General features: G+C 72.0%; 20 protein-coding genes. 13 read left to right on the forward strand and 7 right to left on the reverse strand.

What is annotated here, in order from left to right; translation table 11 throughout:
• Window positions 1–41: 41 nt before the first annotated feature.
• Window positions 42–1,184: an LPXTG cell wall anchor domain-containing protein gene (locus ABTW72_RS26990; RefSeq protein ID WP_350863129.1), complete on the reverse strand. Its 1,143-nt coding sequence runs from the start codon at window positions 1,182–1,184 to the stop codon at window positions 42–44.
• Window positions 1,185–1,581: 397 nt separating this feature from the next.
• On the opposite strand from ABTW72_RS26990, the gene rsmD reads away from it, so the two are divergent.
• From rsmD to ABTW72_RS27035, 9 genes are all read left to right on the forward strand, one after another.
• The gene (gene rsmD / locus ABTW72_RS26995; RefSeq protein ID WP_091393070.1) at window positions 1,582–2,145 is read left to right on the forward strand and encodes a 16S rRNA (guanine(966)-N(2))-methyltransferase RsmD; all 564 of its coding nucleotides are present in this window, start codon (window positions 1,582–1,584) and stop codon (window positions 2,143–2,145) included.
• Complete coding sequence (gene coaD / locus ABTW72_RS27000) at window positions 2,142–2,624, forward strand: pantetheine-phosphate adenylyltransferase (protein WP_091393067.1); 483 nt, start codon at window positions 2,142–2,144, stop codon at window positions 2,622–2,624. The genes rsmD and coaD overlap by 4 nt, the downstream gene beginning before the upstream one ends.
• 256 nt (window positions 2,625–2,880) lie before the next feature.
• Window positions 2,881–3,378, forward strand: coding sequence for an SPFH domain-containing protein (locus ABTW72_RS27005; protein WP_030335287.1), 498 nt, complete (start codon window positions 2,881–2,883; stop codon window positions 3,376–3,378).
• Between the two features lie 109 nt (window positions 3,379–3,487).
• The gene (locus ABTW72_RS27010; protein ID WP_110562455.1) at window positions 3,488–4,051 is read left to right on the forward strand and encodes a YceD family protein; all 564 of its coding nucleotides are present in this window, start codon (window positions 3,488–3,490) and stop codon (window positions 4,049–4,051) included.
• 5 nt (window positions 4,052–4,056) lie between these two features.
• A complete protein-coding gene (gene rpmF, locus ABTW72_RS27015; RefSeq protein ID WP_030335284.1) occupies window positions 4,057–4,230 on the forward strand; it encodes a 50S ribosomal protein L32 in 174 nt (57 codons plus the stop codon).
• 114 nt (window positions 4,231–4,344) lie between these two features.
• Window positions 4,345–5,328: a phosphate acyltransferase gene (locus ABTW72_RS27020; protein ID WP_350863134.1), complete on the forward strand. Its 984-nt coding sequence runs from the start codon at window positions 4,345–4,347 to the stop codon at window positions 5,326–5,328.
• On the forward strand, window positions 5,325–6,248 hold the full coding sequence (rnc, locus tag ABTW72_RS27025) for a ribonuclease III (RefSeq protein WP_350863137.1): 924 nt from the start codon (window positions 5,325–5,327) through the stop codon (window positions 6,246–6,248). The genes ABTW72_RS27020 and rnc overlap by 4 nt, the downstream gene beginning before the upstream one ends.
• Complete coding sequence (mutM, locus tag ABTW72_RS27030) at window positions 6,241–7,098, forward strand: bifunctional DNA-formamidopyrimidine glycosylase/DNA-(apurinic or apyrimidinic site) lyase (RefSeq protein ID WP_350863139.1); 858 nt, start codon at window positions 6,241–6,243, stop codon at window positions 7,096–7,098. The genes rnc and mutM overlap by 8 nt, the downstream gene beginning before the upstream one ends.
• A 220-nt stretch (window positions 7,099–7,318) precedes the next feature.
• A complete protein-coding gene (locus ABTW72_RS27035) occupies window positions 7,319–9,538 on the forward strand; it encodes an MMPL family transporter (protein ID WP_350863141.1) in 2,220 nt (739 codons plus the stop codon).
• A 68-nt stretch (window positions 9,539–9,606) separates the two neighbouring features.
• Here ABTW72_RS27035 and ABTW72_RS27040 read toward each other — a convergent pair whose 3' ends face one another.
• On the reverse strand, window positions 9,607–10,449 hold the full coding sequence (locus ABTW72_RS27040) for an endo alpha-1,4 polygalactosaminidase (protein ID WP_350863144.1): 843 nt from the start codon (window positions 10,447–10,449) through the stop codon (window positions 9,607–9,609).
• Between the two features lie 116 nt (window positions 10,450–10,565).
• Window positions 10,566–11,729: a CAP domain-containing protein gene (locus ABTW72_RS27045; RefSeq protein WP_350863147.1), complete on the reverse strand. Its 1,164-nt coding sequence runs from the start codon at window positions 11,727–11,729 to the stop codon at window positions 10,566–10,568.
• A gap of 372 nt (window positions 11,730–12,101) precedes the next feature.
• On the opposite strand from ABTW72_RS27045, the gene ABTW72_RS27050 reads away from it, so the two are divergent.
• The 3 genes from ABTW72_RS27050 to ABTW72_RS27060 all read left to right on the forward strand — a co-directional run bounded on the left by ABTW72_RS27050 (window position 12,102) and on the right by ABTW72_RS27060 (window position 16,878).
• A complete protein-coding gene (locus tag ABTW72_RS27050; RefSeq protein WP_030487463.1) occupies window positions 12,102–12,296 on the forward strand; it encodes a hypothetical protein in 195 nt (64 codons plus the stop codon).
• 347 nt (window positions 12,297–12,643) lie between these two features.
• Window positions 12,644–16,258, forward strand: a complete 3,615-nt coding sequence (smc, locus tag ABTW72_RS27055; RefSeq protein ID WP_350863150.1) for a chromosome segregation protein SMC — start codon at window positions 12,644–12,646, stop codon at window positions 16,256–16,258.
• Window positions 16,258–16,878 (forward strand): HAD family hydrolase, encoded by a 621-nt coding sequence (locus tag ABTW72_RS27060; RefSeq protein ID WP_091393044.1) that lies wholly within the window; start codon window positions 16,258–16,260, stop codon window positions 16,876–16,878. The genes smc and ABTW72_RS27060 overlap by 1 nt, the downstream gene beginning before the upstream one ends.
• A gap of 13 nt (window positions 16,879–16,891) precedes the next feature.
• On the opposite strand, the gene ABTW72_RS27065 is transcribed toward ABTW72_RS27060, so the two are convergent.
• Window positions 16,892–17,842 (reverse strand): SMP-30/gluconolactonase/LRE family protein, encoded by a 951-nt coding sequence (locus tag ABTW72_RS27065; RefSeq protein ID WP_350863153.1) that lies wholly within the window; start codon window positions 17,840–17,842, stop codon window positions 16,892–16,894.
• A gap of 76 nt (window positions 17,843–17,918) precedes the next feature.
• Between ABTW72_RS27065 and ABTW72_RS27070 the strand changes: the two genes are divergently transcribed.
• Window positions 17,919–18,893, forward strand: coding sequence for an ArsR/SmtB family transcription factor (locus ABTW72_RS27070; RefSeq protein WP_350863156.1), 975 nt, complete (start codon window positions 17,919–17,921; stop codon window positions 18,891–18,893).
• A gap of 12 nt (window positions 18,894–18,905) precedes the next feature.
• On the opposite strand, the gene ABTW72_RS27075 is transcribed toward ABTW72_RS27070, so the two are convergent.
• Genes ABTW72_RS27075 through ABTW72_RS27085 form a run of 3 tightly spaced genes read right to left on the reverse strand, consistent with a single transcriptional unit; the run spans window position 18,906 to window position 21,553 of the window.
• Window positions 18,906–19,427, reverse strand: coding sequence for a DinB family protein (locus ABTW72_RS27075; RefSeq protein WP_350863159.1), 522 nt, complete (start codon window positions 19,425–19,427; stop codon window positions 18,906–18,908).
• Between the two features lie 44 nt (window positions 19,428–19,471).
• Window positions 19,472–19,966, reverse strand: coding sequence for a universal stress protein (locus tag ABTW72_RS27080; protein WP_350863162.1), 495 nt, complete (start codon window positions 19,964–19,966; stop codon window positions 19,472–19,474).
• A 9-nt stretch (window positions 19,967–19,975) separates the two neighbouring features.
• Window positions 19,976–21,553 carry an MDR family MFS transporter gene (locus ABTW72_RS27085; RefSeq protein WP_502892251.1) on the reverse strand — a complete coding sequence of 526 codons (1,578 nt, stop codon included), beginning with the start codon at window positions 21,551–21,553 and terminating at the stop codon, window positions 19,976–19,978.
• Between the last annotated feature and the right edge of the window lie 240 nt (window positions 21,554–21,793).

The raw sequence follows: 21,793 nt of genomic DNA on the forward strand, positions 1-21,793 counted from the left end.
CCGGGTGGTCGGCGCGCCCTCAGGTGTCAGAGCGGGTTGGTTCAGGCGGTGAAGCGAACCCGACGACGACGGGCCACCACGAACAGCGCCACACCGGCGGCCAGCAGGACCGCGGCGCCGGCGATGATGCCGCCGGTGGCAGCACCGGTCAGCGGCAGGGTCGGCTCGTCCTTGTCGCCGCCACCCTGACCCGGGGTGCAGTCGGCCGGCTTCTCCCAGGCGATCGGGCTGGTGTCGTCGAGACCCTCGGCGGTCGGGGTCACGGTCAGGCCCTCCTGGGCCGGGAAGGTGACGGTGCCGCTCTTGCCCGGCTCGACGGTCAGCGTCTGGGCCTTGCCCTTGTTCGGGGTGAAGGTGATGGTGATCGTCTCGCCGTCGGCCGGGTTGGCGATGTCGAAGATCAGCTCGGTGCAGGTCGACTTGTAGCTGCCGGCCGGCTCGCCCGGCTCGACGCAGTTCTCGGCGGCGGCGGGGGTGCCCTCGAAGAGCGGCTTGTCCACGCCGTCGGCGACGACCTTGATGGTGGTGGCGTTCTTGGCCGGCACCGTGACCGACTCGTTCTTGCCGACCTTGACGGTGACGGTCTTGGTGAAGCCGTCGGCGCCGGTGATGGTGAACTTCGCCGAGGCGGTGGCGTCCTTGCCGTTCTCGAGCTTCACCAGGACGTCGCCGTCACAGTCGGCGGCCACGCTGACGGTCGGCTTGGGGGTCGCCGACACCGGGGGCTGCTCCTTGGCGCAGGTGCCACTGAACTCGATCGCCGCCGAGCGGAGCTTGTCGTCCAGGAACTCGTTGTCCCACATGGCCCGCACCGACAGGGTGGCCTTGGTGGTCTTCGCGTCCAGGCGCTGCTTGGCGATCACCGGCTCGCTGACGGAGTGCGGGTACTCCTTGGCCTCGGTCACCGCGATCCCGTCGATGGTGGCGTCGCTGGCGACGTCACCGACATACGTTTTCGCCGAGACCTCGTCGAACTTGTAGCTCTTGACGTCGCCCGGGGCGTAGCTGTTGACGGTCCAGGTGGCCACCCACTCGCCGGTGGCGGTGTCACATGCGGCCTTGACCTGGATCTCGCTGTGGTGGGCGCTGGCGGGTGCGGCGAACGTCACGACGCCGGCGAGGCCGATCAACGCGCCCGCGGCGATGGCCGCGACGCGCCGGAACGGAGACTTGGGAGGGTTCACGCCTGCTCCTGGTGAGGGGGGTACGGATCGCGTGGCGGGAGGCCGGGAGACATCGTGACCGGGGAGTCACCTGCTCACCGGGGCGTCGCGCGACGCGGTGGTGTTCCCGCGGCGAAAGCGGGGACAGGGGGAGACTGTACTGATGGGTGGTTAATGAGGGGAGTTCAGATCATTGCCATCCGGCAATGTCATCGATTCGTGATCTTTGATAGACCGAAGGTGTCGGTCCGATCACTGGGGACGGTCCGCCCGCCGTGGCTCCACCGTGGATTCCGCGTCGTCGCGGCTGCTCAGGTGCTCCCCGTTGTCGCCGGCCGGCCAACTCCCCGGATCCGCGCCGTGCTGACCAGGTCCGTGCCCCATCGCGTAGCGTCGCGGGCATGAGCAGGAGGAAACGGTGACCCGGATCGTGGCCGGGACGCTCGGTGGCCGGCGGATCGCCGCGCCGCCCGGCGCCGGCACCCGACCCACCTCGGACCGGGTCCGGGAGGCGCTGTTCAGTGCCGTCCAGGCCGAGGTCGATCTCGACGGCGCCCGCTTCGCCGACCTGTACGCCGGTTCCGGCGCGGTCGGCCTGGAGGCGCTCTCCCGGGGGGCCCGGCACGTGTTGCTGGTCGAGTCCGACCCGCGGGCGGCCCGGGTGATCCGGGAGAACGTGGCGGCCCTCCGTGCCGGTCCGGCGGCTCGTCTGGTCACCGGCAAGGTGGCGACGGTGCTGGCCGCCGGACCGGACGGCGAGCCGTACGACGTGGTCTTCGCCGACCCGCCGTACGCGGTGCCGGACGAGGAGATCACCGCGCTGTTGGCCGCGCTGGTCGACGGCGGCTGGCTGGCGCCCGACGCGTTGGTGGTGGTGGAGCGGTCCCGCCGGACCAGGGAGTTCGACTGGGTGGAGGGGATCACCGCCGAGCGCAGTCGCCGTTACGGCGAGACCACCCTTTGGTACGGTCGCCGATCATGAGACGTGCGGTCTGCCCCGGTTCGTTCGACCCGGTCACCAACGGACACCTCGACATCATCGGGCGGGCCAGTCGGCTCTTCGACGAGGTGATCGTCGGTGTGCTGGTGAATCAGTCGAAGAGTGGCCTGTTCACCGTCGAGGAGCGCATCGAGATGCTCCGCGAGGTGACCTCGTCGTACGGCAACGTGCGGGTCGAGTCGTTCCGAGGGCTGCTGGTGGACTTCTGCCGGGCCCAGCAGGCCAGTGTGCTGATCAAGGGCCTGCGGGCGGTCAGCGACTTCGACTACGAGTTGCAGATGGCCCAGATGAACATCGGTCTGGCCGGCGTCGAGACGCTCTTCATGCCGACCAACCCGCTCTACTCGTTCCTCTCGTCGAGTCTGGTCAAGGACGTGGCCAAGTGGGGTGGCGACATCTCCGCCCACGTCCCCGACCCGGTCCGCGAAGCCCTCCAGGCCCGCCTGGGCCCCCGCCCCTGATCTGCCCCCACGCCCTCGCCCCGGCACCCCCGCGATCTTGCACTTGTGGTTCCCGCATCGCCCCTTTCGCGGTGGTTTAGTGCGACCGAAAGTGCAAGATCGGGGCGGTGGGGGCCGGGGGTGACTATGTCGCGACTCGCCGGGTTGGGGTGAGTGGGGCGGCGGTGGGGCCGGCACGACATGATTGGTGGCGCGGGGAACGGCCGTAGCCCGCATCATGGAGGTCGGCCGACGAACGACAGGAGTGAGGTAGCCGGTGGACCCGCTCGATCGCATCGACGAACTGATCGCCATCCTGGAGCAGGCCCGCTCCGTCCCGATGTCGCGCAACAACTGCATGGTCGACCGGGGCGAGATGATCGCTGCCCTCGATGAGATGCGTGCCGATCTCCCCGCCGACCTGCGTCGCGCCGCCGCGCTCCTGGAGGAGCGCGACAAGATCATGGAAGCCGGCAAGCGCGAGGCGGACCGGATCATCAGCGAGGGTGAGGCAGAACACGCCCGCCTGGTCTCGGTGAACGAGATCACCGTGTCGGCCGAGCACGAGGGCGCCCGGATCATCGGCGAGGCCCGCGCCGAGGCGCAGCGCCTGCGTGAGGAGGTCGACGACTACGTCGACACCGCGCTGGCCAACTTCGAGCAGTTCCTCACCCGGGCGCTGGCCTCGATAGAGCGCGGCCGGGACAAGATGCACGCGCTGCGAGAGATCGGCACCTTCGCTGGGGATGAGGCGGAACGCCCGCTACCCTTCTGAGCGGCACCTCACCAGCCGACTTCTCAGGCGGGCGTCGCCCCCGGTTCGACGGTCCGGCGGTCGTCCAGGTAACCTTTTTTGTCGGCCTCTCACCGGCCGGAGTCTAACTATGCCCAAGCACTCGCCATCGACACTCAACCCCAGGTCGCCGCTGGTCCTCGACACGAGGGACCTGCCGCGTCGCCCTGGCGCGTTGCGTGAGGTCCAGCGGGTCGTGCCGGCACCGGCGGACCTCGGTGTGGAGTTGATCGGCGTGCCGGAGGGCGCGGACCTCGACCTCGATCTGAGGTTGCAGTCGGTGTCCGAGGGCGTGCTCGTCTCCGGGACCATCACCGGTCCCGTCCGGGGCGAGTGCGGCCGTTGCCTGCGCGAGATCAACGACTCGATGGGCGTGACGATCCAGGAGCTGTACGCGTACGAGGACAGCACCACGGACGCCACGACCGACGAGGACGAGGTGGGCCGGATGCAGGGCGATCTGATCGACCTGGAGCCGGCGCTGCGGGACGCGTTGGTGCTCACGCTGCCGACCAACCCGCTCTGCCGGGAGGACTGCCCAGGACTGTGCCCCGAATGCGGGGCGCACTGGGACGATCTGCCGGCCGACCACAGTCACCAGCAGATCGACCCGCGTTGGGCGGGCCTGTCGCAACTGACCGTTACAGAGGAGTAAGAACCGTGGCCGTCCCGAAGCGCAAGATGTCGCGCAGCAACACCCGGTCCCGCCGGGCGAACTGGAAGGCGACCGTGGTCGCGACCGTTGCGTGCCCGCAGTGCAAGTCCCCGAAGCTGCCGCACGCCGCCTGCTCCGTCTGCGGCACCTACAACGGCCGCCAGGTTCTCGAGGTCTGACCTGGACGCCGAGTGACGCCCCCGACCCCAGGTCGGGCGGCACGCGCATCCTGGCATTCGCCCGGTGCTCCGGCTTCCTCCGACGCCGGCCGGCCCAATCCGGCCGGCGTTCCGGTGGAGCCGGGCGCCGCGCGGATCGCCGTTGACCTCCTCGGCGGGGACGACGCTCCCGCCGTCGTGGTTGACGGCGCTCTGCGGGCCATGCGCGCCGACCCTGACCTGCATCTGCTTCTCGTCGGTCCGACCGAGGTCGCCGACGAGCTGATTGCTGCCCTCGATCCGGCGCAACGCGCCCGGATCACGGTGCGGCCCGTCCGCGACGTCGTCGGCATGGCCGACCATCCCAGCGCCGCCCGCTCCGAGAGCACCGTCCGGGCCGCGGTCACCGCCGTCCGGGACGGGACCGCCGACGCCCTGGTCTCCGCCGGCGCCACCGGTGCCACCGTCACCGCGGCCGTGCTCGGCCTCGGCCGCTCGCCGGAGATCCGTCAACCCGCGCTGGCCGCCACCCTGCCCGCCGTGGCGGGGCCGGTCGTGTTGCTCGACGTCGGCGGCTCCCTGGAACCCCGCCCGGCCACCCTCGCCCGCCACGCCGTGCTCGGCGCCGCGTACGCGGCGGTGGCCCACTCGATCGCCGCGCCCCGGGTCGGGCTGCTCTCGGTCGGCACCGAGGCCGGCAAGGGCGACCGGGTCCGCCGCGCCACCGACCCCCTGCTCGCCGTCGAACCGCTGCCCGGCGGGGCGCGCTACATCGGCCTGGTCGAGGGGTACGACGTGGCTCTCGGCGCGCGCGCCGATGTGGTCGTCACCGACGGCTTCACCGGTAACGTGCTGCTCAAGGCCATCGAGGGCGCGTACGCAATGGCCGGCGGTCCACCTGCCCAGGGCGGCGCGCCCCGCGCGGCGGCCCTGCTGGGCGTCGCGGGGACGGTGGTCGTCTGTCACGGGTCCGCCCGCGCCGACGACGTCGCCTCCGGCATAGCTCTCGCCGCCCACCTGTGGCGGCGGCGCGCCACCGATCTGGTCTCCGCGTTGCTCGACAGCGACGCCGCGACGGATCGCACCGACCGCTCCACCGACACCGAGGTACGCACATGAGCAACGACAAGCGGCGGCGGGCGTCCGTCGGTCACCTGGAAGCCGCCTTCGGAGTCAGCCTGGAACCCGAGCTGCTCCAGCGCGCGTTGACCCACCGGTCGTACGCGTACGAGAACGGCGGGCTGCCGACCAACGAGCGGCTGGAGTTCCTCGGCGACTCGGTGCTCGGCGTTGTGATCACCACGGCGCTGTTCCACAACCACCCGGATCTGCCCGAGGGTCAGTTGGCCAAGTTGCGGGCCAGCGTGGTCAACATGCGGGCGCTCGCCGATGTCGCCCGCGGTCTGGGCCCGGACGGGCTCGGCGCGTACCTGCTGCTCGGCAAGGGTGAGGAGACGACCGGTGGCCGGGACAAGGCGAGCATCCTCGCCGACACGCTGGAGGCGCTGCTCGGCGCGATCTACCTCCAGTACGGCCTGGACACCACGGGGATCGTCATCCACCGGCTCTTCGACCCGCTGATGGCCGAGTCGGCTGGTCGCGGGGCCGCACTGGACTGGAAGACCAGCCTCCAGGAGCTGACGGCGGCGCTCGGTCTCGGCGTCCCGGAGTACCGGATCGAGGGCACCGGCCCGGATCACCTCAAGACGTTCACCGCCTGGGTGGTGGTGGCCGGCATCCGGTACGGCGGCGCCGAGGGGCGCAGCAAGAAGGAGGCCGAGCAGCGGGCCGCCGAGGCCGCCTGGCGGACGCTCGCCGAGCAGAACGGTCAGAACGGCGACGACGGCCAGGATGGTCGGGCCGGCGACGATCGCCAGGAGCAGCCGACCGCTCGGGACGACTCGGCCGACCGGGACGAGCCGTTCGGGCCGCTGGAGCGCGCCGAGCGGGCGGCTCAGGCGGAGCAGGCCGACCACCTGGCGCAGGCGCTGCCGGCCGGGGGCGCCGACGGTCACGAGACGGGTCGGCGGCGTGCCTGAGCTGCCCGAGGTGGAGACCGTCCGACAGGGGGTGGCCCAGTGGGTCGTCGGCCGTCGGATCGCCTCCGTCGAGGTTCGTCATCCGCGTGCGGTCCGCCGGCACGCTCCTGGCGACGTGCACTTCGCCGACGTGCTCGCCGGCCGGACGGTGCTGGACGCCCGGCGTCGAGGCAAGTACCTGTGGCTGCCACTGGACAGCGGTGACGCGATCGTCGGGCACCTCGGCATGTCGGGTCAGCTGCTGCTCCAGCCACCCGGGACGACGGACGAGACCCACCTTCGGGTCCGGTTCCGGTTCAGCGACGACGGCCCGGAACTGCGCTTCGTCGACCAGCGCACGTTCGGCGGGCTCTCGGTGAGCGAGGGTGGCGCCGAGCTGCCCGACGAGATCGCGCACATCGCCCGCGACCCGATGGACCCGGAGTTCTCCGACGAGGCGTTCGTCGCGGCCCTGCGCCGCCGGCACACCGAGGTGAAGCGGGCACTGCTCGACCAGACCCTGATCTCCGGGGTGGGCAACATCTACGCCGACGAGGCGCTCTGGCGCGCCAAGCTGCACGGCGGCCGACCCACCGACGCGTTGACCGGCCCGGCCGCGCAGCGCCTGCTCGGCCACGTCCGCGACGTGCTGGCCGAGGCGATCAGCGAGGGCGGCACCAGCTTCGACGCCCTCTACGTGAACGTCAACGGCGAGAGTGGCTACTTCGACCGGGCGCTCAACGCCTACGGCCGCGAGGGCGAGCCGTGCCGGCGGTGTGGCGCGCCGATCCGCCGCGAGGCGTTCATGAACCGGTCCTCGTACAGCTGCCCGCGCTGTCAGCCACGGCCCCGGGGTTCCCTTCGGGGATGACCCGGAGCCGGCTCGGGGCGATGCCGGCGGGTCGCGGCGGGTCGCTCCGGGGTGGACCCCGGTGTACGTCCGGATCGCCGTTCGACCCCCGGCGAACGCACCCCCGCACCCGGTCCGGTGGTTCCAGGGTGGGCCCGGGTCGATCCCCGATGTGACCGCCTCGTCACGCACCTAACGTCAGCACCGTTGACAGGGGGCTGACGTGACAGGGGGACCCGAGATGGGGAGAAGACCGGTGACGGTGCGGCTGGCGCGGTGGAGCGCCGAGCACCCGTGGCGGGCGGTCGCGCTGTGGGCCGTGTTCGTGGCGGTGTGCTTCGTGGGCGGCAACGCCGCCGGTCTCAACGAGGCCACCAGCGGTGACCAGGCGATCGGCGAGGCGGGGCGGGCCAGCCTCATCGTGGACGCCGGTGACTTCGACGACCCGGCCGTGGACAACGTCCTCATCACCTCCCGGGGTGGCGCGTTGGACCAGGCCGCGGCGAAGTCGGCGGCCGACGACGCGGCGGCCCGGCTGCGTACGGTCGCCGGGGTGGCCGGGGTGGGCCAGCCGGTCACCGCGCGGGACGGCTCGGCGCTGCTGCTGCCGATCACCATCTCGGGTGACCCGGAAACCGCCTCGGAGCGGGTGCAGCCGTTGCGCGACGCCACCGCCACCGTGCAGGACGCGTACCCCGGGCTGCGCGTCGAGCAGGTCGGCGGACCGTCGATCGGCCAGGCCCTCGACGACACCCTGGGCAAGGACTTCAAGCGCGCCGAGCTGCTCAGTCTGCCGGTCACCCTGGCGATCCTGATCATCGCGTTCGGCGCGCTCATCGCGGCGAGCGTGCCGGTGCTGCTGGCACTCTCCTCGGTGGCCGCCGCGATGGGTCTGTCCACTCTCGCCTCGCACCTGGTGCCGGCCACCGACACCACGGCACCGGTGATCCTGCTGATCGGCATGGCGGTCGGCGTCGACTACTCGCTGTTCTACATCCGTCGGGAGCGGGAGGAACGCGCCAAGGGCCGGTCCGGTCTGGACGCGGTGGAGATCGCCGCGGAGACCTCCGGGCACGCGGTGGTGGTCTCCGGTTTCGCGGTGATCATCTCGATGGCCGGGCTGCTGCTCGCCGGCGACGTAGTCTTCTCGTCCCTCGCCATCGGCTCGATCCTCGTGGTGGCCGTCGCGGTGACCGGTTCACTGACCGTCCTGCCCGCCCTGCTGGCCCGGCTCGGCCGATGGGTGGACCGGCCCCGGGTGCCGCTGCTCTGGCGACTGACCGCGCCGCGCACCGGCCGGCACGGTGAGCCCCGCGCGCCCCGGCTGTGGCCGGCGGTGCTCCGGCCCGCGCTGCGCGCGCCGGTGGCGACGCTTGTCATCTCGGTGGGGCTGCTGCTCGCGTTGGCCGCGCCGGCGCTCGGCATGAAGCTGAAGTTCCCCGGCATGGAGGACCTGCCCCGCACGACTCCAGCGATGCAGGCGTACGACCGGCTCACCGCCGCCTTCCCGAGCGCCGGCACCAACCACGTGGTGGCCGTCCGGGCACCCGCCGACCAGGTCGATCGGGTGCGAGCCGCCCTCACCGACCTGTCCACCCGGGCGGCCGGCGATCCGCTGTTCGCCCCGGCCGAGGCGGACGGCCCGAAGATCGAGGTGTCGGCCGACCGGCAGGTCTCGGTGCTGGACGTCCCCACCCCGTACGCCAGTCGGGACGACCGGTCGGTGCAGTCGTTGGAGAAGCTGCGCGGGGACCTGGTCCCGGCTGAGCTGCGCGGCATTCCCGGTATCGAGTACGCGGTGGGCGGGAGCGTCGCCGACAGCGAGGACTACGCCCAGCACGTCCGGGACAAGTTGCCGTTGGTCATGGGCTTCGTGCTGGTGCTGACCTTCCTGGTCATGACGTTCACCTTCCGGTCGGTGGTGATCGCGGCAAGCTCGATCGCGCTGAACCTGCTCTCCGCCGGTGCCGCGTACGGCCTGCTGGTGTTGATCTTCCAGGGCGAGTGGGCGCAGGGACTGCTCGGCTTCACGTCGATGGGCGCGATCGTGTCCTGGCTGCCGCTGTTCCTCTTCGTGGTGCTGTTCGGCCTCTCGATGGACTACCACGTCTTCGTGGTCAGTCGGATCCGCGAGGGCGTCCGGTCCGGCCTGCCCAACCGTGCTGCCGTGTCGTACGGGATCACCTCGTCGGCCGGGGTGGTGACCAGCGCGGCCATCGTGATGGTCGGGGTCTTCTCGATCTTCGCCACGCTGAGCACGATCGACATGAAGCAGCTCGGCATCGGTCTGGCGGCGGCGATCCTGCTGGACGCCACCATCATCCGGGGAGTGGTGCTGCCAGCGTTGATGACCATGCTCGGCGACGCCAACTGGTGGGCCCCGCGCTTCCTGCGCCCCCGCCCGGCACCCGCGCCCACCGACCCGCCCGCCCCCGCCCCGGAGTTGGTCCCGGTCCCCTGACCGCCCGAACCCGCTGGGCCAGGCCGCGAATCGCCGCCTGGCCCAGCGGGGCGCCCGGCCCAGCGGGGTCACGGCAGTGGGCAGGGTTCCCGGGAGGCGTCCAGCGTGCGGTCCTTGCGGATCGACGCGAAGCCGTAGCCGACGGTGGTGACGCAGAAGTCGTCGGTCGAGCCGGTGTACTCGACGTGGAAGACCGGCTTGCCGGCGTCGCTGAACGGCAGCAGTTTGGCGCACTGGGCCAGCCGGACGCACTCCTCGTTGACCGCGAAGTCGAAGTCCGGGGCCAGCGCGGCGAGCTGTGGCACGTCGTTGACCAGACCGGGGGAGAGACTCAGCGAGCGGGCCAACTCGGCGAGCCGGCGGTTGAACAGCAGTTGGTCGTCGAAGTCGAGAGCAAAGCCGGTGCGCGCCGCGTACCCGTCGGCGTCGAAGAGCGCCACCGCGCCGAAGCCCTTGCCCCGGCAGAGCCGGAACCGGTCGGCCAACACCGGCCGGAGCGCGTCCCAACTCCGGACGTCCAACCACCGGCTGTCGGGTCGACGCCCGGCCGCGCCCCGGACGACCTCCGGGAACCGGCTGGCGTCCGGGTCGTCGGAGCGGACCGATCCCACGTTCACCTGGCAGATCAACCGGCGGTCCCGGGAGCGCAGTTCGGCGGTCTGTGCGGCGGTGGTGGCCACCGGGTCGAGGAGGAAGACATGGGCGTCCACCGTCGGGTCGAGCGGGCCACTGAGCTGCCACTGCCACTGCCAGTGCCGGGCCTGCGCCGTCGGCCACGCGGTGGGAGCGCCGGGCGGAGTCAGCGCGGGCCGGCACCCGTACGCCGGCACCAGGAGCACGAGAGCGACGCTGGCGGACAGGACGCGGCGCAGTGGGCGTACGGCGACGCGTCGCCGCGGCCGGATCCGCATCGGCAGCTCCCGGGTCCCGGACGGCCGGTCGCCGCCCGCACCGGTACGCGGCCCCCACGCTCCGGCCCGACGTACCTCACCGGGTCAACGAGCGCGGGGGCGGGAACGACGCGCGGTCAGCGCGGCGCCGCGAAGACCTGCGTCCAGTACGGACCGTTGCTGTTGGCGATGCCGACGCCGATCTCGGTGAACGCGCAGTTCAGGATGTTGGCCCGGTGGCCGGAGCTGTTCATCCAGGCGTCCATCACCGCGGCGGGGGTCTTCTGGTTCCAGGCCACGTTCTCGCCGTACGTGCGCCAGGTGTAGCCGACCCGGTCCAGCCGGGTGCCGGCGTTGCTGCCGTCGCTGCCGGTGTGCGACATGTTCTCGTGGTCGGCCTGGTCCTGGCTGTGCCGCTGGGCGGCCGTCATCAGCTTGTCGTCGATGCTCAGCGCCTTGCAGCCGGCCTTGGCCCGCTCGGCGTTGACCAGGTCCACCACCTCGCGCGCCTGAGCGCTGACGGAGCCGCTGGAGCCGTTGGAACCGGTGGAGCTGCCGGTGTTGCTCGGCGCGGTGCTGCGCTCGACGCTGCGGCGCGACGCGGCGGTGCTCCGTGACGTCGCCGGAGTGGGCTTGACGACCTTGGTCGGCGATGGGCTCGGAGACGTCGGGCTGGGGATGGTCGACGGGGAGGGTGCGGCGAGGGTGTCCAGCACCGGCTCTCCGGTCGGGGCGGCCGACGCGGCGAAGGAGTCGTCGACGGCCGTCGGCTGAGCGGTCCCGTCGTCACCGCCGGGCAGGGTGAGCGCGCCGACGCCGAAGCTCACCACGAGGGTGGCGGCCGCGGCGGCGCCCCCGATCATCAGCGGCCGGCGCCAGCGGCGTGGGGAGCGGTGTCGTCCCTCGCCGGGCCGGCCGGTCTCGGCGGCGCCGCGCCAGCCGTCGGTGCTCTCCGGGTCGGTGTCGGTGTGCCAGCCGCCGGGCGCCTCGGCGCGTCGTCCGCCGGTGGTGTCCTGGGCCGGAGGGCTGTCGCCCCAGCCGTCGGTCCCGGTGTCCGGCTGGTAGGCCCCCCAGGCCGCGGTGCGGGCGTCGGTCGCCTCGGCGGGGATCACCGGGTCCGGTTGCCGGCCCTCGGTGGGCTGCTCCCGGTGCCACTCGTCGCCCGACTGACCGGGCTCGTCGCCGAAGAGGTAGGCCGAGCGGGGCTCCGGGCGGTCGTGCAGCCAGGCCGGCTCGTCGGTCGGTCCCCCGGCGCGCCGGGGGGCGCCGTTCGGGTCCATCGGATCGGTCCAGCCGTACACGCCTATGCCTCCAGGGGTGGGTTGCGGGCCGGGGTGACGCTACGGCGCGCCGACGACCTGCGGCAACGTGGCTAAGAAAGAGTTAAGGGGAAGTCGGACGGCAAGGTGCGGACTTCCGCAGATCCGGGCGTACAGTAAAGGCGTCCGGACAGAGAGTGTCCGTGCCTTGCGGCAGCCCCCCGACAAGTGGACAGGTCGACGTGGAGATGATCTACGGCCTGCGAGAACTTGACGAAGGAGGGGTTTGCGGCTCAATATATAGGTGTCGCCAGTCGCGCCCGGTCATGCCCAGATACAGCCTGGAATGACAGCCGCGTATGAATTGGGCGCGCGTTGGCCGGCCTTTCCGGCAGCGCATATCAAGGAGTCAGCATGGCGAAGGCCCTCTACGGCCACGTAGGTGCAGCGCCCGACCGGCGTCTGCTCGACGAGGTCACCCGACTGCGTTCCAGGGTTCAGGCACTGGAGTTCGAGATCACGCGTCTGCGTGCCGACAATGATCGGCTCGCGGCGGCTGCGGCGGAGGCGGACGATCTGCTCCGTCTGGCCGAGCCGGCGCTGACCTGATCTCCAGGTCGTAAAACTGAATCGCACCACCGCGAAAATACGCGCCGACACCTCTGTGCCGGCGCGTAACACTGTCCGGGACCTTTTCGACGCCGACGATTCATGATCATGCGGCCGATCGTGCGGGAAGCGCGCCGCACAGTTACCGAAAAGCGCGTCGGCGGATAAGCCGATCATGAAAGGCACTTGCCTTTCCCACGGTCTCCGGAACAACAGCGCGCCCACCGTCGACACGATGCGGGGCGGGTCGCGTGCCGGGCCGCTCCCACCGCCGGGTTAGTCTGCGAGTTCACCCAGGTCCCCACAGCCGGCGACGGTACGGCGGCCACCGGACGAGGATCGAGTAGGTGTATCTCAAGAGCCTGACGGTGAAGGGGTTCAAGTCCTTCGCCTCCGCGACGACGTTGAAGCTGGAGCCCGGGATCACCTGTGTGGTGGGCCCGAACGGCTCGGGCAAGTCCAACGTCGTCGACGCCATCGCCTGGGTCCTCGGCGAACAGGGCGCCAAGGCCCTCCGTGGCGGCAAGATGGAGGACGTCATCTTCGCCGGCACCGCCGGCCGGGCGCCGCTGGGTCGTGCCGAGGTCACCCTCACCATCGACAACACCGACGGCGCGCTGCCGATCGAGTACACCGAGGTTTCCATCACCCGCCGGATGTTCCGCTCCGGCGAGAGCGAGTACGAGATCAACGGCAACTCCTGCCGGTTGCTCGACATCCAGGAGCTGCTCTCCGACTCCGGCATCGGCCGGGAGATGCACATCATCGTCGGGCAGGGCCGCCTCGACGGCATGCTGCACGCCAAGCCGGAGGACCGCCGGGCGTTCATCGAGGAGGCGGCCGGCGTCCTCAAGCACCGCAAGCGCAAGGAAAAGGCGCTGCGCAAGCTCGACGCGATGCAGACCAACCTCAACCGCCTCACCGACCTCACGGCCGAGCTGCGTCGTCAGCTCAAGCCGCTGGGCCGGCAGGCCGAGGTGGCCCGGCGCGCCGCCGCCATCCAGGCCAACCTGCGCGACGCCCGGTTGCGACTGCTCGCCGACGACCTGGCCACCCTGCGGACCACCCTCGACCGGGAGATCGCCGACGAGACCGCACTGCGCGAGCGGCGCGAGCAGATCGAGGGTGAGCACACCGAGGTGCAGGGCCGGCTCGGCGAGTTGGAGGCCGCCCTCGCGGAGGACGCGCCGCTGCTCGCCGCCGCCCAGGACACCTGGTACAAGCTCTCCGCCCTCCAGGAACGCTTCCGCTCCATCGAGCAGTTGGCCCGGGAGCGGCTGCGGCACCTCAGCGCCACCGGCGACGACGAGCGGCCCGGCCGCGACCCGGACCAGCTGGAGGCCGAGGCGGAACGCGTCCGCGAGCAGGAGGAGGAGCTGCGCGGCGCGCTCACCGACGACCAGATCCGACTGGCCGAGGCGGTCGAGCACCGCCAGGAGTTGGAGCGGCAGTTGGCCGCCGCCGAGCGCGAGCTGGTCGCCGCGGCCAAGGCCATCGCCGACCGGCGGGAGGGGATGGCCCGGCTCACCGGCCAGGTCAACTCCGCCCGGGCCCGGACCACCAGCGCCGGCGAGGAGATCGAACGCCTCGCGATCGCGCACGCCGACGCGCTGGGCCGCGCCGAGCAGGCGCAGGCCGACCTGGACGCGGTCGCCGCCCAGTCCACCGAGGCCGACCGGGACAACGCGGACCTGGACGCCCGGCACGCCGAGGCGGTCGCCGTGCAGGAGCGGGCCCAGGCCACCGTCCGATCGCTGTCCGACGCCGAGCGGGCGGCGGAGAAGGACGCCGCCACCTGGAAGGCCCGCGAGGAGGCGCTCGCCCTGGGGCTGCGGCGCAAGGACGGCGCCGGGGCGCTGCTCGCCCGCGCCGGGGACGTGCCCGGCCTGCTCGGCAGCCTCGCCGGGTTGCTCACCGTCGCGCCCGGTCACGAGGCCGCACTGGCCGCCGCGCTCGGCGGCCTCGCCGACGCGGTCGCCGTCAGCGGGGTGGACGAGGCCGTCGAGGCGATGCGGCTGTTGAAGATCTCCGACGCGGGCCGGGCCGGCCTGCTGGTCGGCAGCCCGACGGGGCCCGGCATGACCGGCTCCGCCGACGCGCTGCGCCCGAAGCTGCCGGACGACGCCCGGTGGGCGCCCGACCTGGTGGAGTGCAGCGCCGAGCTGCGTCCGGCCGTGCACCGGGCCCTGCGGGACGTGGCGCTCGTCGACGATCTCGCCGCCGCCGCCGAGCTGGTCGCCAGCAACCCCGAGCTGCGGGCGGTCACCCCGGACGGTGACGTGGTCGGGGCGTACGCGGCGGCGGGCGGGTCGGCCAAGGCCCCCAGCTACATCGAGGTGCAGGCCGCCGTCGAGGAGGCCCGCGCCAACCGGGTCACCGCCGAACGCGCTGGCCTGGAGCTGCGTGACCAGTTGGTCGAGGCGCGCGCCGAGGTGGCGGCCGCCAAGGAGGCCGTGCAGCACGCCGCCGCCGAGAAGCGCGAGGCGGAGAGCCACCGCAACGCCGCCGCTCGCCGGCTGGCCGAGCTGGGCGCGGCGGCCCGGTCCGCGAAGGCCGAGACCGACCGGCTCGGTGACTCCCGCTCCCGCGCCGAGGCCGCCCGGCAACGGGACCTCACCGCGCTCGCCGAGCTGGAGGAGCGGCTACGGCTGGCCGAGGAGACGCCGGTCGACGCCGAGCCCTCCACCGAGGAACGGGATCAACTGGCGGCCATGGTGCCGCGGGCCCGGCAGAACGAGATGGAGGTCCGGCTCGCCGTGCGTACCGCCGAGGAGCGGGTCTCCTCGATCGCCGGCCGGGCCGACTCGCTCGCGCGGCAGGCCACCGCGGAGCGGGCCGCCCGCGAACGCGCGGCGGCCCGCCGGGCCGCCCGCGCCCGGGGCGCGGGTATCGCCCGGTCCGTCGCCGGTGGCGCCCGGGAGGCGCTGACCCGGCTGACCACCTCGATCGCGACGGCCGAGGAGCACCGCGACGCGGTCGCGCTGGAGCGGGCCGCGCGGGAGGCAGAGCTTCAGGAGGTACGCGGTGCCGCCAAGCGGCTCGGTGCGGAGTTGGAGCGGCTGACCAGCCAGGTGCACCGCGACGAGGTGGCCCGGGCGGAGCAGCGGCTGCGCATCGAGCAGTTGGAGGCGAAGGCCGCCGAGGACTTCGGGCTGGACGTGGAGACGCTGGTCGCCGAGTACGGTCCGACTCAGCCCGTTCCGCCGACACAGGTCGACGTCGCGGCGGCCGAACGTGACGGTCTGCCGGTGCCCGAGCCGGTGCGCTACGAGCGGCCGGTGCAGGAGAAGCGGGCCGCGAAGGCGGAACGCGAACTCGCCCTGCTCGGCAAGGTCAACCCACTCGCGTTGGAGGAGTTCGCCGCGCTGGAGGAGCGTTTCAAGTTCCTCTCCGAGCAGTTGGAGGACCTCAAGGCCACCCGCCGGGACCTGCTCACCGTGGTCAAGGACGTGGACGAGCGGATCCTGGAGGTCTTCGCCAGCGCCTTCGAGGACACCGCCCGGGAGTTCGAGCAGGTGTTCACAGTGCTCTTCCCCGGCGGCGAGGGCCGGCTGATCCTCACCGAACCGGACGACCTGCTCACCACCGGCGTCGAGGTGGAGGCCCGCCCGCCGGGCAAGAAGATCAAGCGGCTGTCGCTGCTCTCCGGTGGCGAGCGGTCGCTGACCGCGGTGGCCATGTTGGTGGCGATCTTCCGCGCCCGGCCCAGCCCGTTCTACATCATGGACGAGGTGGAGGCGGCCCTGGACGACGTCAACCTGGGCCGGCTGATCACGTTGCTGGCACAGTTGCGCGAGAAGAGTCAGCTGATCGTCATCACGCACCAGAAGCGGACGATGGAGATCGCTGACGCGCTCTACGGCGTGACCATGCGCAGTGGGGTCACTCAGGTGATCAGCCAACGGCTCAACCGGGCCGACGAGGACGACCAGCGGCCTGGCCGCGGCGAGGAGAACGGGTAGTGGCTCGGGAACGCGCGACGGCGCTCCTGCTGGACTTCGACGGCGTACTGCGCCGGTGGGACCCGGCGGTGGCTGCCGTTGTCGAGCGGGAGTACGGCCTCTCCGAGGGTGTGCTCGGTGAGATCGCCATGCAGTGGGGGCGGCTCCAGCCGGTGCTCACCGGCCAGGTCAACCACGCCGAGTGGATGAACAGCGTGGCGGACGCCCTGACCGAGTCGGTGGGCAGCCCGGAACGGGCCCGCGCCGCTGTGGAGCAGTGGCAGAGCTACCGGGGAGAGGTCGACCAGGAGGTGCTGGCGTTCGTCCGGGAGGTCCGTGCGGCGGGCGTCCGGGTCGGGTTGGGCACCAACGCCACCGACCTGCTCGACGCCGACCTGACCGCGCTCGGCCTGGTCGGCGAACTGGACGTGGTGGTCAACTCCTCGGTGATCGGCGTGCACAAGCCCGCCCCGGAATACTTCAAGGCCGCCTGCGTGGCCCTGGCCACCCCGCCGGCCCGGGTCCTCTTCGTCGACGACGAGGACTGGGCCGTGCGGGGTGCCCGGGCCGCCGGGCTGTCGGCGCACCGCTGGGGCGGCCACGCCGACCTGCGTTACCTACGGGCGGCCCTGGACTACTGAACCGGACCGCCTCTCAGCTCAGGCCGGGGACCTCGGTCACCGTGAACGGTGGCGCCGGCGCTGTCGCGTTGAGCTGGCTGTTGACCCACAGCAGCCGGTCGCGGTCGCGGGCCAGGGTGGTCGGGGACTGCTCCAGGCCGGCGGTACGGGACTGCCGGACCACCCGGGCGGCCCGAAGGTCACCGTCCAACAGCGCCAGGTTGACCGCGAAGCGGTACCCGTCAGCGGGGTCGGGGAAGTTGACCACACCGTAGAGGCGGTTGCCCTCCAGCAGCAGCCCGTCGGCACCGAGCTGTCCACCCGACACCCTGACCTCGCTGGCCGTGGCGTCGGCGAGGTCGATGCGCCATAGACGTTCGGTGCCCGGCGCGCCGGTGCCCTGGTCAGCGACGAGCGCGAGCCGATCGCCGGCGCTGGCGACGATGCCGTTGAGGAAGCCAGGGGCGGTCGGGAAGTCGGACGGCCGTAGCCACGGTTCGAGCGGGCCGACGCGCCCACCGTCCAGCGTGGCCCGCCAGATCGTGGCGCCGACCGAGTCGGTGACGTACACGGCATGGTCGGTGATCACCAGGTCGTTGAGAGCCGCACCGGTCACCGCGCTCCGCTTCGCCAGCAGGCGGCCGTCCGGGTCGTACACGAAGAGGGTCGCGGTGTCGTAACCGGCCACGAAGAGCCGGCCGGTGCGATCGACGCGGACGCCGGCGGCGTGGGTTCGCCCGTCCGAGCCGGCGGGGAGGAAGGGACGCAGCCGCCGGTGCCGGACGTCGCCGCGGTAGACGGCCCCGGTGGCGAGGCTCGTGACGTACATGGTGCCGGTGCGGGTGACGGCGATGCCCTCGGGCAACACGCCCGGTTCGCTGGAGACGACGTAGGTGTCGGTGCGCTCGACGGCGGCGTGGGTTGGGGCGCCAGAGGTGCCGGCGAGCACGACCAGGCTGGTGGCCAGGACAAGGAAGGTGTTCATGGCACGAGAATCCGGTCCGGTCACAGCCCGCTCCATGCCCTTTCAGGCAGGGCCGACGGGTGGCTAGCGTCGGCTCATGCTGACGTTGCAGCTCACCGCGACGGATCTGAGCCGCACCGTCCTGCGCCCCGAACCCGCTGTGCTGCTGGAGCTCGGAGCGGCCGGCCAACGGCTGTTCGAGGGCGCACCGGAACACCTCAGGGCCTGGCGGGCACGCACCCGCGCGGCGCTGCGTCCGGAGATGCGTCCGTACCTCGACCTGTGCCGGCTGCCCGGGTGGTTTCCGGACTTCCTCACTCCGCCAAGCCTCGGCAGCGACCTGCCGGCCGCCTTGGACGAGGTGCTGGCCACCCCGACGGCGATGCTGGCGGCGGAGCTGCGGCCCCGGATCGCCGCCGGCGACCTGCCGGCCCGGGTCGCTGCCCTGGCCTCCGGCGAGACGACCGCCCGGCGGCGACTTTGCGTGGCGATGCGGATGTTCCACCGGATCGCGGTCGCGCCGTACCAGCAGACGATCACGGCAGCGGTTCGCGGCGACCGGGCCGTGCGGGCACACACCATGGTGGACGCCGGGATCGACCGCGTCCTGCGTGACCTGAGCCCGTACCTGTTCTGGAAGTCGTACGGCGAGCGGTACGAGTTGTCGTACGAGTGTGGATTCGCCGACGGGATCGCCCTGGCGCCGGCCGGCCGGGGCGTCACACTGGTGCCGTCGTACCTGCTGCCCCGGCCCTGCGTCCTGGACGACCCGGCCGGCCCGCTGGTGCTGGCCTATCCGATCCGTCCCACCGCCCAGCGGGTGCTGGTGAGCAGCAAAGCCCTGGCTGACCTGCTGGGGCGGACCCGAGCGGCGGTGTTGGGTGCGATCGCCGACGGCCCGAGCACCTCACAGGTGGCCCGGACGGTCGGCATCTCCCTCGCCTCGGCCAGCCAGCACGCCTCCGTCCTCCGGTCGGCCGGGTTGGTCACCACCCACCGGGCGGGCCCGGCGGTGCGGCACACGCTCACCCCGCTGGGCGAACACCTGCTCCGCGCCGGGCACACGGGTTGACGGGACCGCCTGTCACTCGCCGGTGACGCCGTCGATGCGTTCCCGGATCAGGTCGGCGTGGCCGTTGTGCCGGGCGTACTCCTCGATCATGTGCACGTACACCCAGCGCAGGTTGAAGGTGCGCTTCTTCGGGCCGACCTCGGTGAACGTCTCGTCGAGCGAATGGCCGGCGGCGGCCGCGCGGGCCAGTGCCACCTCGCGGTGGAAGGTGGCGAAGTCGGCCTCGGCGTCGGCGGCGCTGACGTCGTGGTCGGCGTCCGGGGTGTCCGGGGTGAAGTACGGGTAGTCGACCTGCTCGCCGGCGAAGTTCTCCCGGAACCACCAGGCCTCCACCTCGGCCAGGTGCCGGACCAGGCCGAGCAGGGTCAGCCCGGACGGTTCCACGCTCGGGGTTCGCAACTGCTGCTCGGTCAGGCCGGCGCACTTGAGCAGCAGTGTCTGTCGGTGGTAGTCGAGCCAGCCGTCGAGCATGGTGCGCTCGTCGCCGACGTACGGTTCGGGGGTCCGGGTGATCTCCGGTGCGGTCCAGGTCATGCCGCGCATCCTGCCCGGCACCTCGGACATGGCGCGACGGATTATCAGGGCACCACGACGACCGGCCAGCGGCCGGCGCGGACCAGCCGGGTGGCGACCGAGCCGACCAGCCGGTGTCCGGCCTGCTCGGAGGCACCGACCACCAGCATGTCGGCCTGGAACTCGTCGGCCGCCGCGCGCAGCTCCCCGTACGCGTCGCCGCGCCGGCAGAGGAAGGTCACCGGGATTCCCCACTGCTCGGCTCCCCGCCGGCACTCCCGGCGCAGCTCGTCGGCCAACTCGTCGTGGGTGCGCTGGACCGCGCCGGCGTCCATGCCGGGGACCAGGGAGCTGAGCCCGCTCGCCGAGCTGACGAACACCACCACCAGGGCGGACCCCTGCCGGCGGGCCAGCCCGGCGGCGTAGGCACCGGCCCGCTCGGAGGTACGGGTGCCGTCCACGCCCACCATGATCACCCGCGGTCCGTCCGTGCCGCGCTCGAAGGGCAGCGGTCGGGTCCGGGGTCCGTACTCCTCGCGGTCGGGTGCTCCCACGCCCATGGCTCTACCTCAACTCTGCTCGCCGGTACGGATCACGGGTGCGCCAGCGCCGGCAGCGACTGTCGATTCCCGCTCGACCTGCTCGGAAACCGGGTTGCCGTTGTGCTGGCGCAGTGGCACCTCCTTGATGAACGCCACCGCGATCAGCGCGATCAGCGCGAACGGGGCGGCGGCCAGGAAGATGTCACCGGCGCCGTGGCCGTACGCGCTCTCCACCACCGCCCGCAGCGGGCCGGGCAGGGTGTGCACGTCGGGCAGGGTACCGCCGCTGCCCGAGCTGGAGGCGGGGATGCCGAGTTGGGCCAGCCCGTCGGCGGTGTAGTCCTTGACCTTGTGGGCGAGCACCGCGCCGAGGGCGGAGACGCCGATCGCGCCACCCAGGCTGCGGAAGAACGCCACCACGGAGCTGGCCGCGCCGAGTTCGTGCGGGCCGACGGTGTTCTGCACGGCGAGGACCAGGTTCTGCATGGTCATGCCCAGGCCGACGCCGATCAGCAGCATGTAGACGCTGAGCACTGTGAAGCTGGTGTCCGCGCGGAGGGTGCCCATCAGTGCGAAGCCGATGGTGAGCAGCGCCGACCCGATCACCAGGTACCGCTTCCAGCGACCGGTCTTGGTGATGACCCGGCCGATGACCGTGGAGGCGACCAGCAGGCCGAGGATCATCGGCAGGGTCATCAGGCCGGACATGGTGGGGCTCTGGCCGCGGCTGATCTGGAAGTACTGGCCCAGGAAGATCGATGCGCCGAACATGCCCACACCGACCGCGATGCTGGCGATGACGGCGAGGGTGATGGTGCGGTTGCGGAACAGCCGCGGCGGGATCATCGGCTCGGCGGCCCGGGTCTCGACCCGGATGGCCAGCGCGCCGAGGATCAGCGCGCCGACGACCATGGCGGCGGTCTGCCAGGAGGCCCAGGCGAACTGGTCGCCGGCGAGCGAGACCCAGATCAGCAGCACCGAGACGGCCGCGGTGATCAGGGTGGCGCCCCACCAGTCGATCTCGGCCTTCCGCTTCACCACCGGCAGGTGCAGGGTCTTCTGGAGCACGATCAGCGCGATGATGGCGAACGGCACGCCGACGTAGAAGCACCAGCGCCAGCCGAGCCAGGAGGTGTCCACGATCACGCCGCCGATCAGCGGGCCGCCGATGGTGCCGACGGCCATCACGGCGCCGAGGTAGCCGCTGTAGCGGCCGCGTTCGCGGGGCGCGATCATCGTGGCCATGATCACCTGGGCCAGCGCGGTGAGACCGCCGGCGCCGACGCCCTGGAGCACCCGGCAGGCGATCAGCTCACCGGTGCCCTGGGCGAGGCCGGCCAGCACCGAGCCCAGCACGTAGATCCCCAGGGCCAGCTGGACCAGGGTCTTCTTACTGGTCAGGTCGGCCAGCTTGCCCCAGATGGGGGTGGTCGCGGTGGTCGCGAGCAGGGCCGAGGTCACCACCCAGGTGTACGCGGACTGACCGCCGTGCAGTTCGGTGATGATCCGCGGCAGCGCGTTCGAGATGACCGTGGAGGAGAGGATCGCGACGAACAGACCCAGCAGCAGGCCGGAGAGTGCTTCCAGGATCTGCCGGTGGGTCATGGTCACGGCGGTCGCCTGGGGAGGCACTGTCGCCTGGCTCATCGTTTGTTGCCTCCGAGCGGAGTCGAGGTGGAACGGCGGCGGGCTGGTACGCACGGGCCGCCTGTGAGTTGCCTGAGGCAACCGTATGACTTGGTTGCCTGAAGCAACAACTCGTCGGACCGGTGTCCTATTCCTCGGTTCTGGGCGGCCACTGCCAGGAGTCCCTGGCACTGTGCGGCTACTGCCAGGAGTCCCTGG

Origin of the sequence: Micromonospora sp. NPDC127501 (genome assembly GCF_040302185.1) — a bacterium.
GTDB lineage: Bacteria > Actinomycetota > Actinomycetes > Mycobacteriales > Micromonosporaceae > Micromonospora.

Excerpts from the sequence above, each read along its gene's own strand:
- coaD (WP_091393067.1), top strand. The coding sequence starts at position 2,142 with ATGAGACGTGCGGTCTGCCCCGGTTCGTTCGACCCGGTCACCAACGGA.
- ABTW72_RS27010 (WP_110562455.1), top strand. The coding sequence starts at position 3,488 with ATGCCCAAGCACTCGCCATCGACACTCAACCCCAGGTCGCCGCTGGTC.
- rnc (WP_350863137.1), top strand. The coding sequence starts at position 5,325 with ATGAGCAACGACAAGCGGCGGCGGGCGTCCGTCGGTCACCTGGAAGCC.
- ABTW72_RS27035 (WP_350863141.1), top strand. The coding sequence starts at position 7,319 with ATGGGGAGAAGACCGGTGACGGTGCGGCTGGCGCGGTGGAGCGCCGAG.
- ABTW72_RS27040 (WP_350863144.1), bottom strand. The coding sequence starts at position 10,449 with ATGCGGATCCGGCCGCGGCGACGCGTCGCCGTACGCCCACTGCGCCGC.
- ABTW72_RS27050 (WP_030487463.1), top strand. The coding sequence starts at position 12,102 with ATGGCGAAGGCCCTCTACGGCCACGTAGGTGCAGCGCCCGACCGGCGT.
- ABTW72_RS27065 (WP_350863153.1), bottom strand. The coding sequence starts at position 17,842 with ATGAACACCTTCCTTGTCCTGGCCACCAGCCTGGTCGTGCTCGCCGGC.
- ABTW72_RS27070 (WP_350863156.1), top strand. The coding sequence starts at position 17,919 with ATGCTGACGTTGCAGCTCACCGCGACGGATCTGAGCCGCACCGTCCTG.
- ABTW72_RS27075 (WP_350863159.1), bottom strand. The coding sequence starts at position 19,427 with ATGACCTGGACCGCACCGGAGATCACCCGGACCCCCGAACCGTACGTC.
- ABTW72_RS27080 (WP_350863162.1), bottom strand. The coding sequence starts at position 19,966 with ATGGGCGTGGGAGCACCCGACCGCGAGGAGTACGGACCCCGGACCCGA.
- ABTW72_RS27085 (WP_502892251.1), bottom strand. The coding sequence starts at position 21,553 with ATGACCCACCGGCAGATCCTGGAAGCACTCTCCGGCCTGCTGCTGGGT.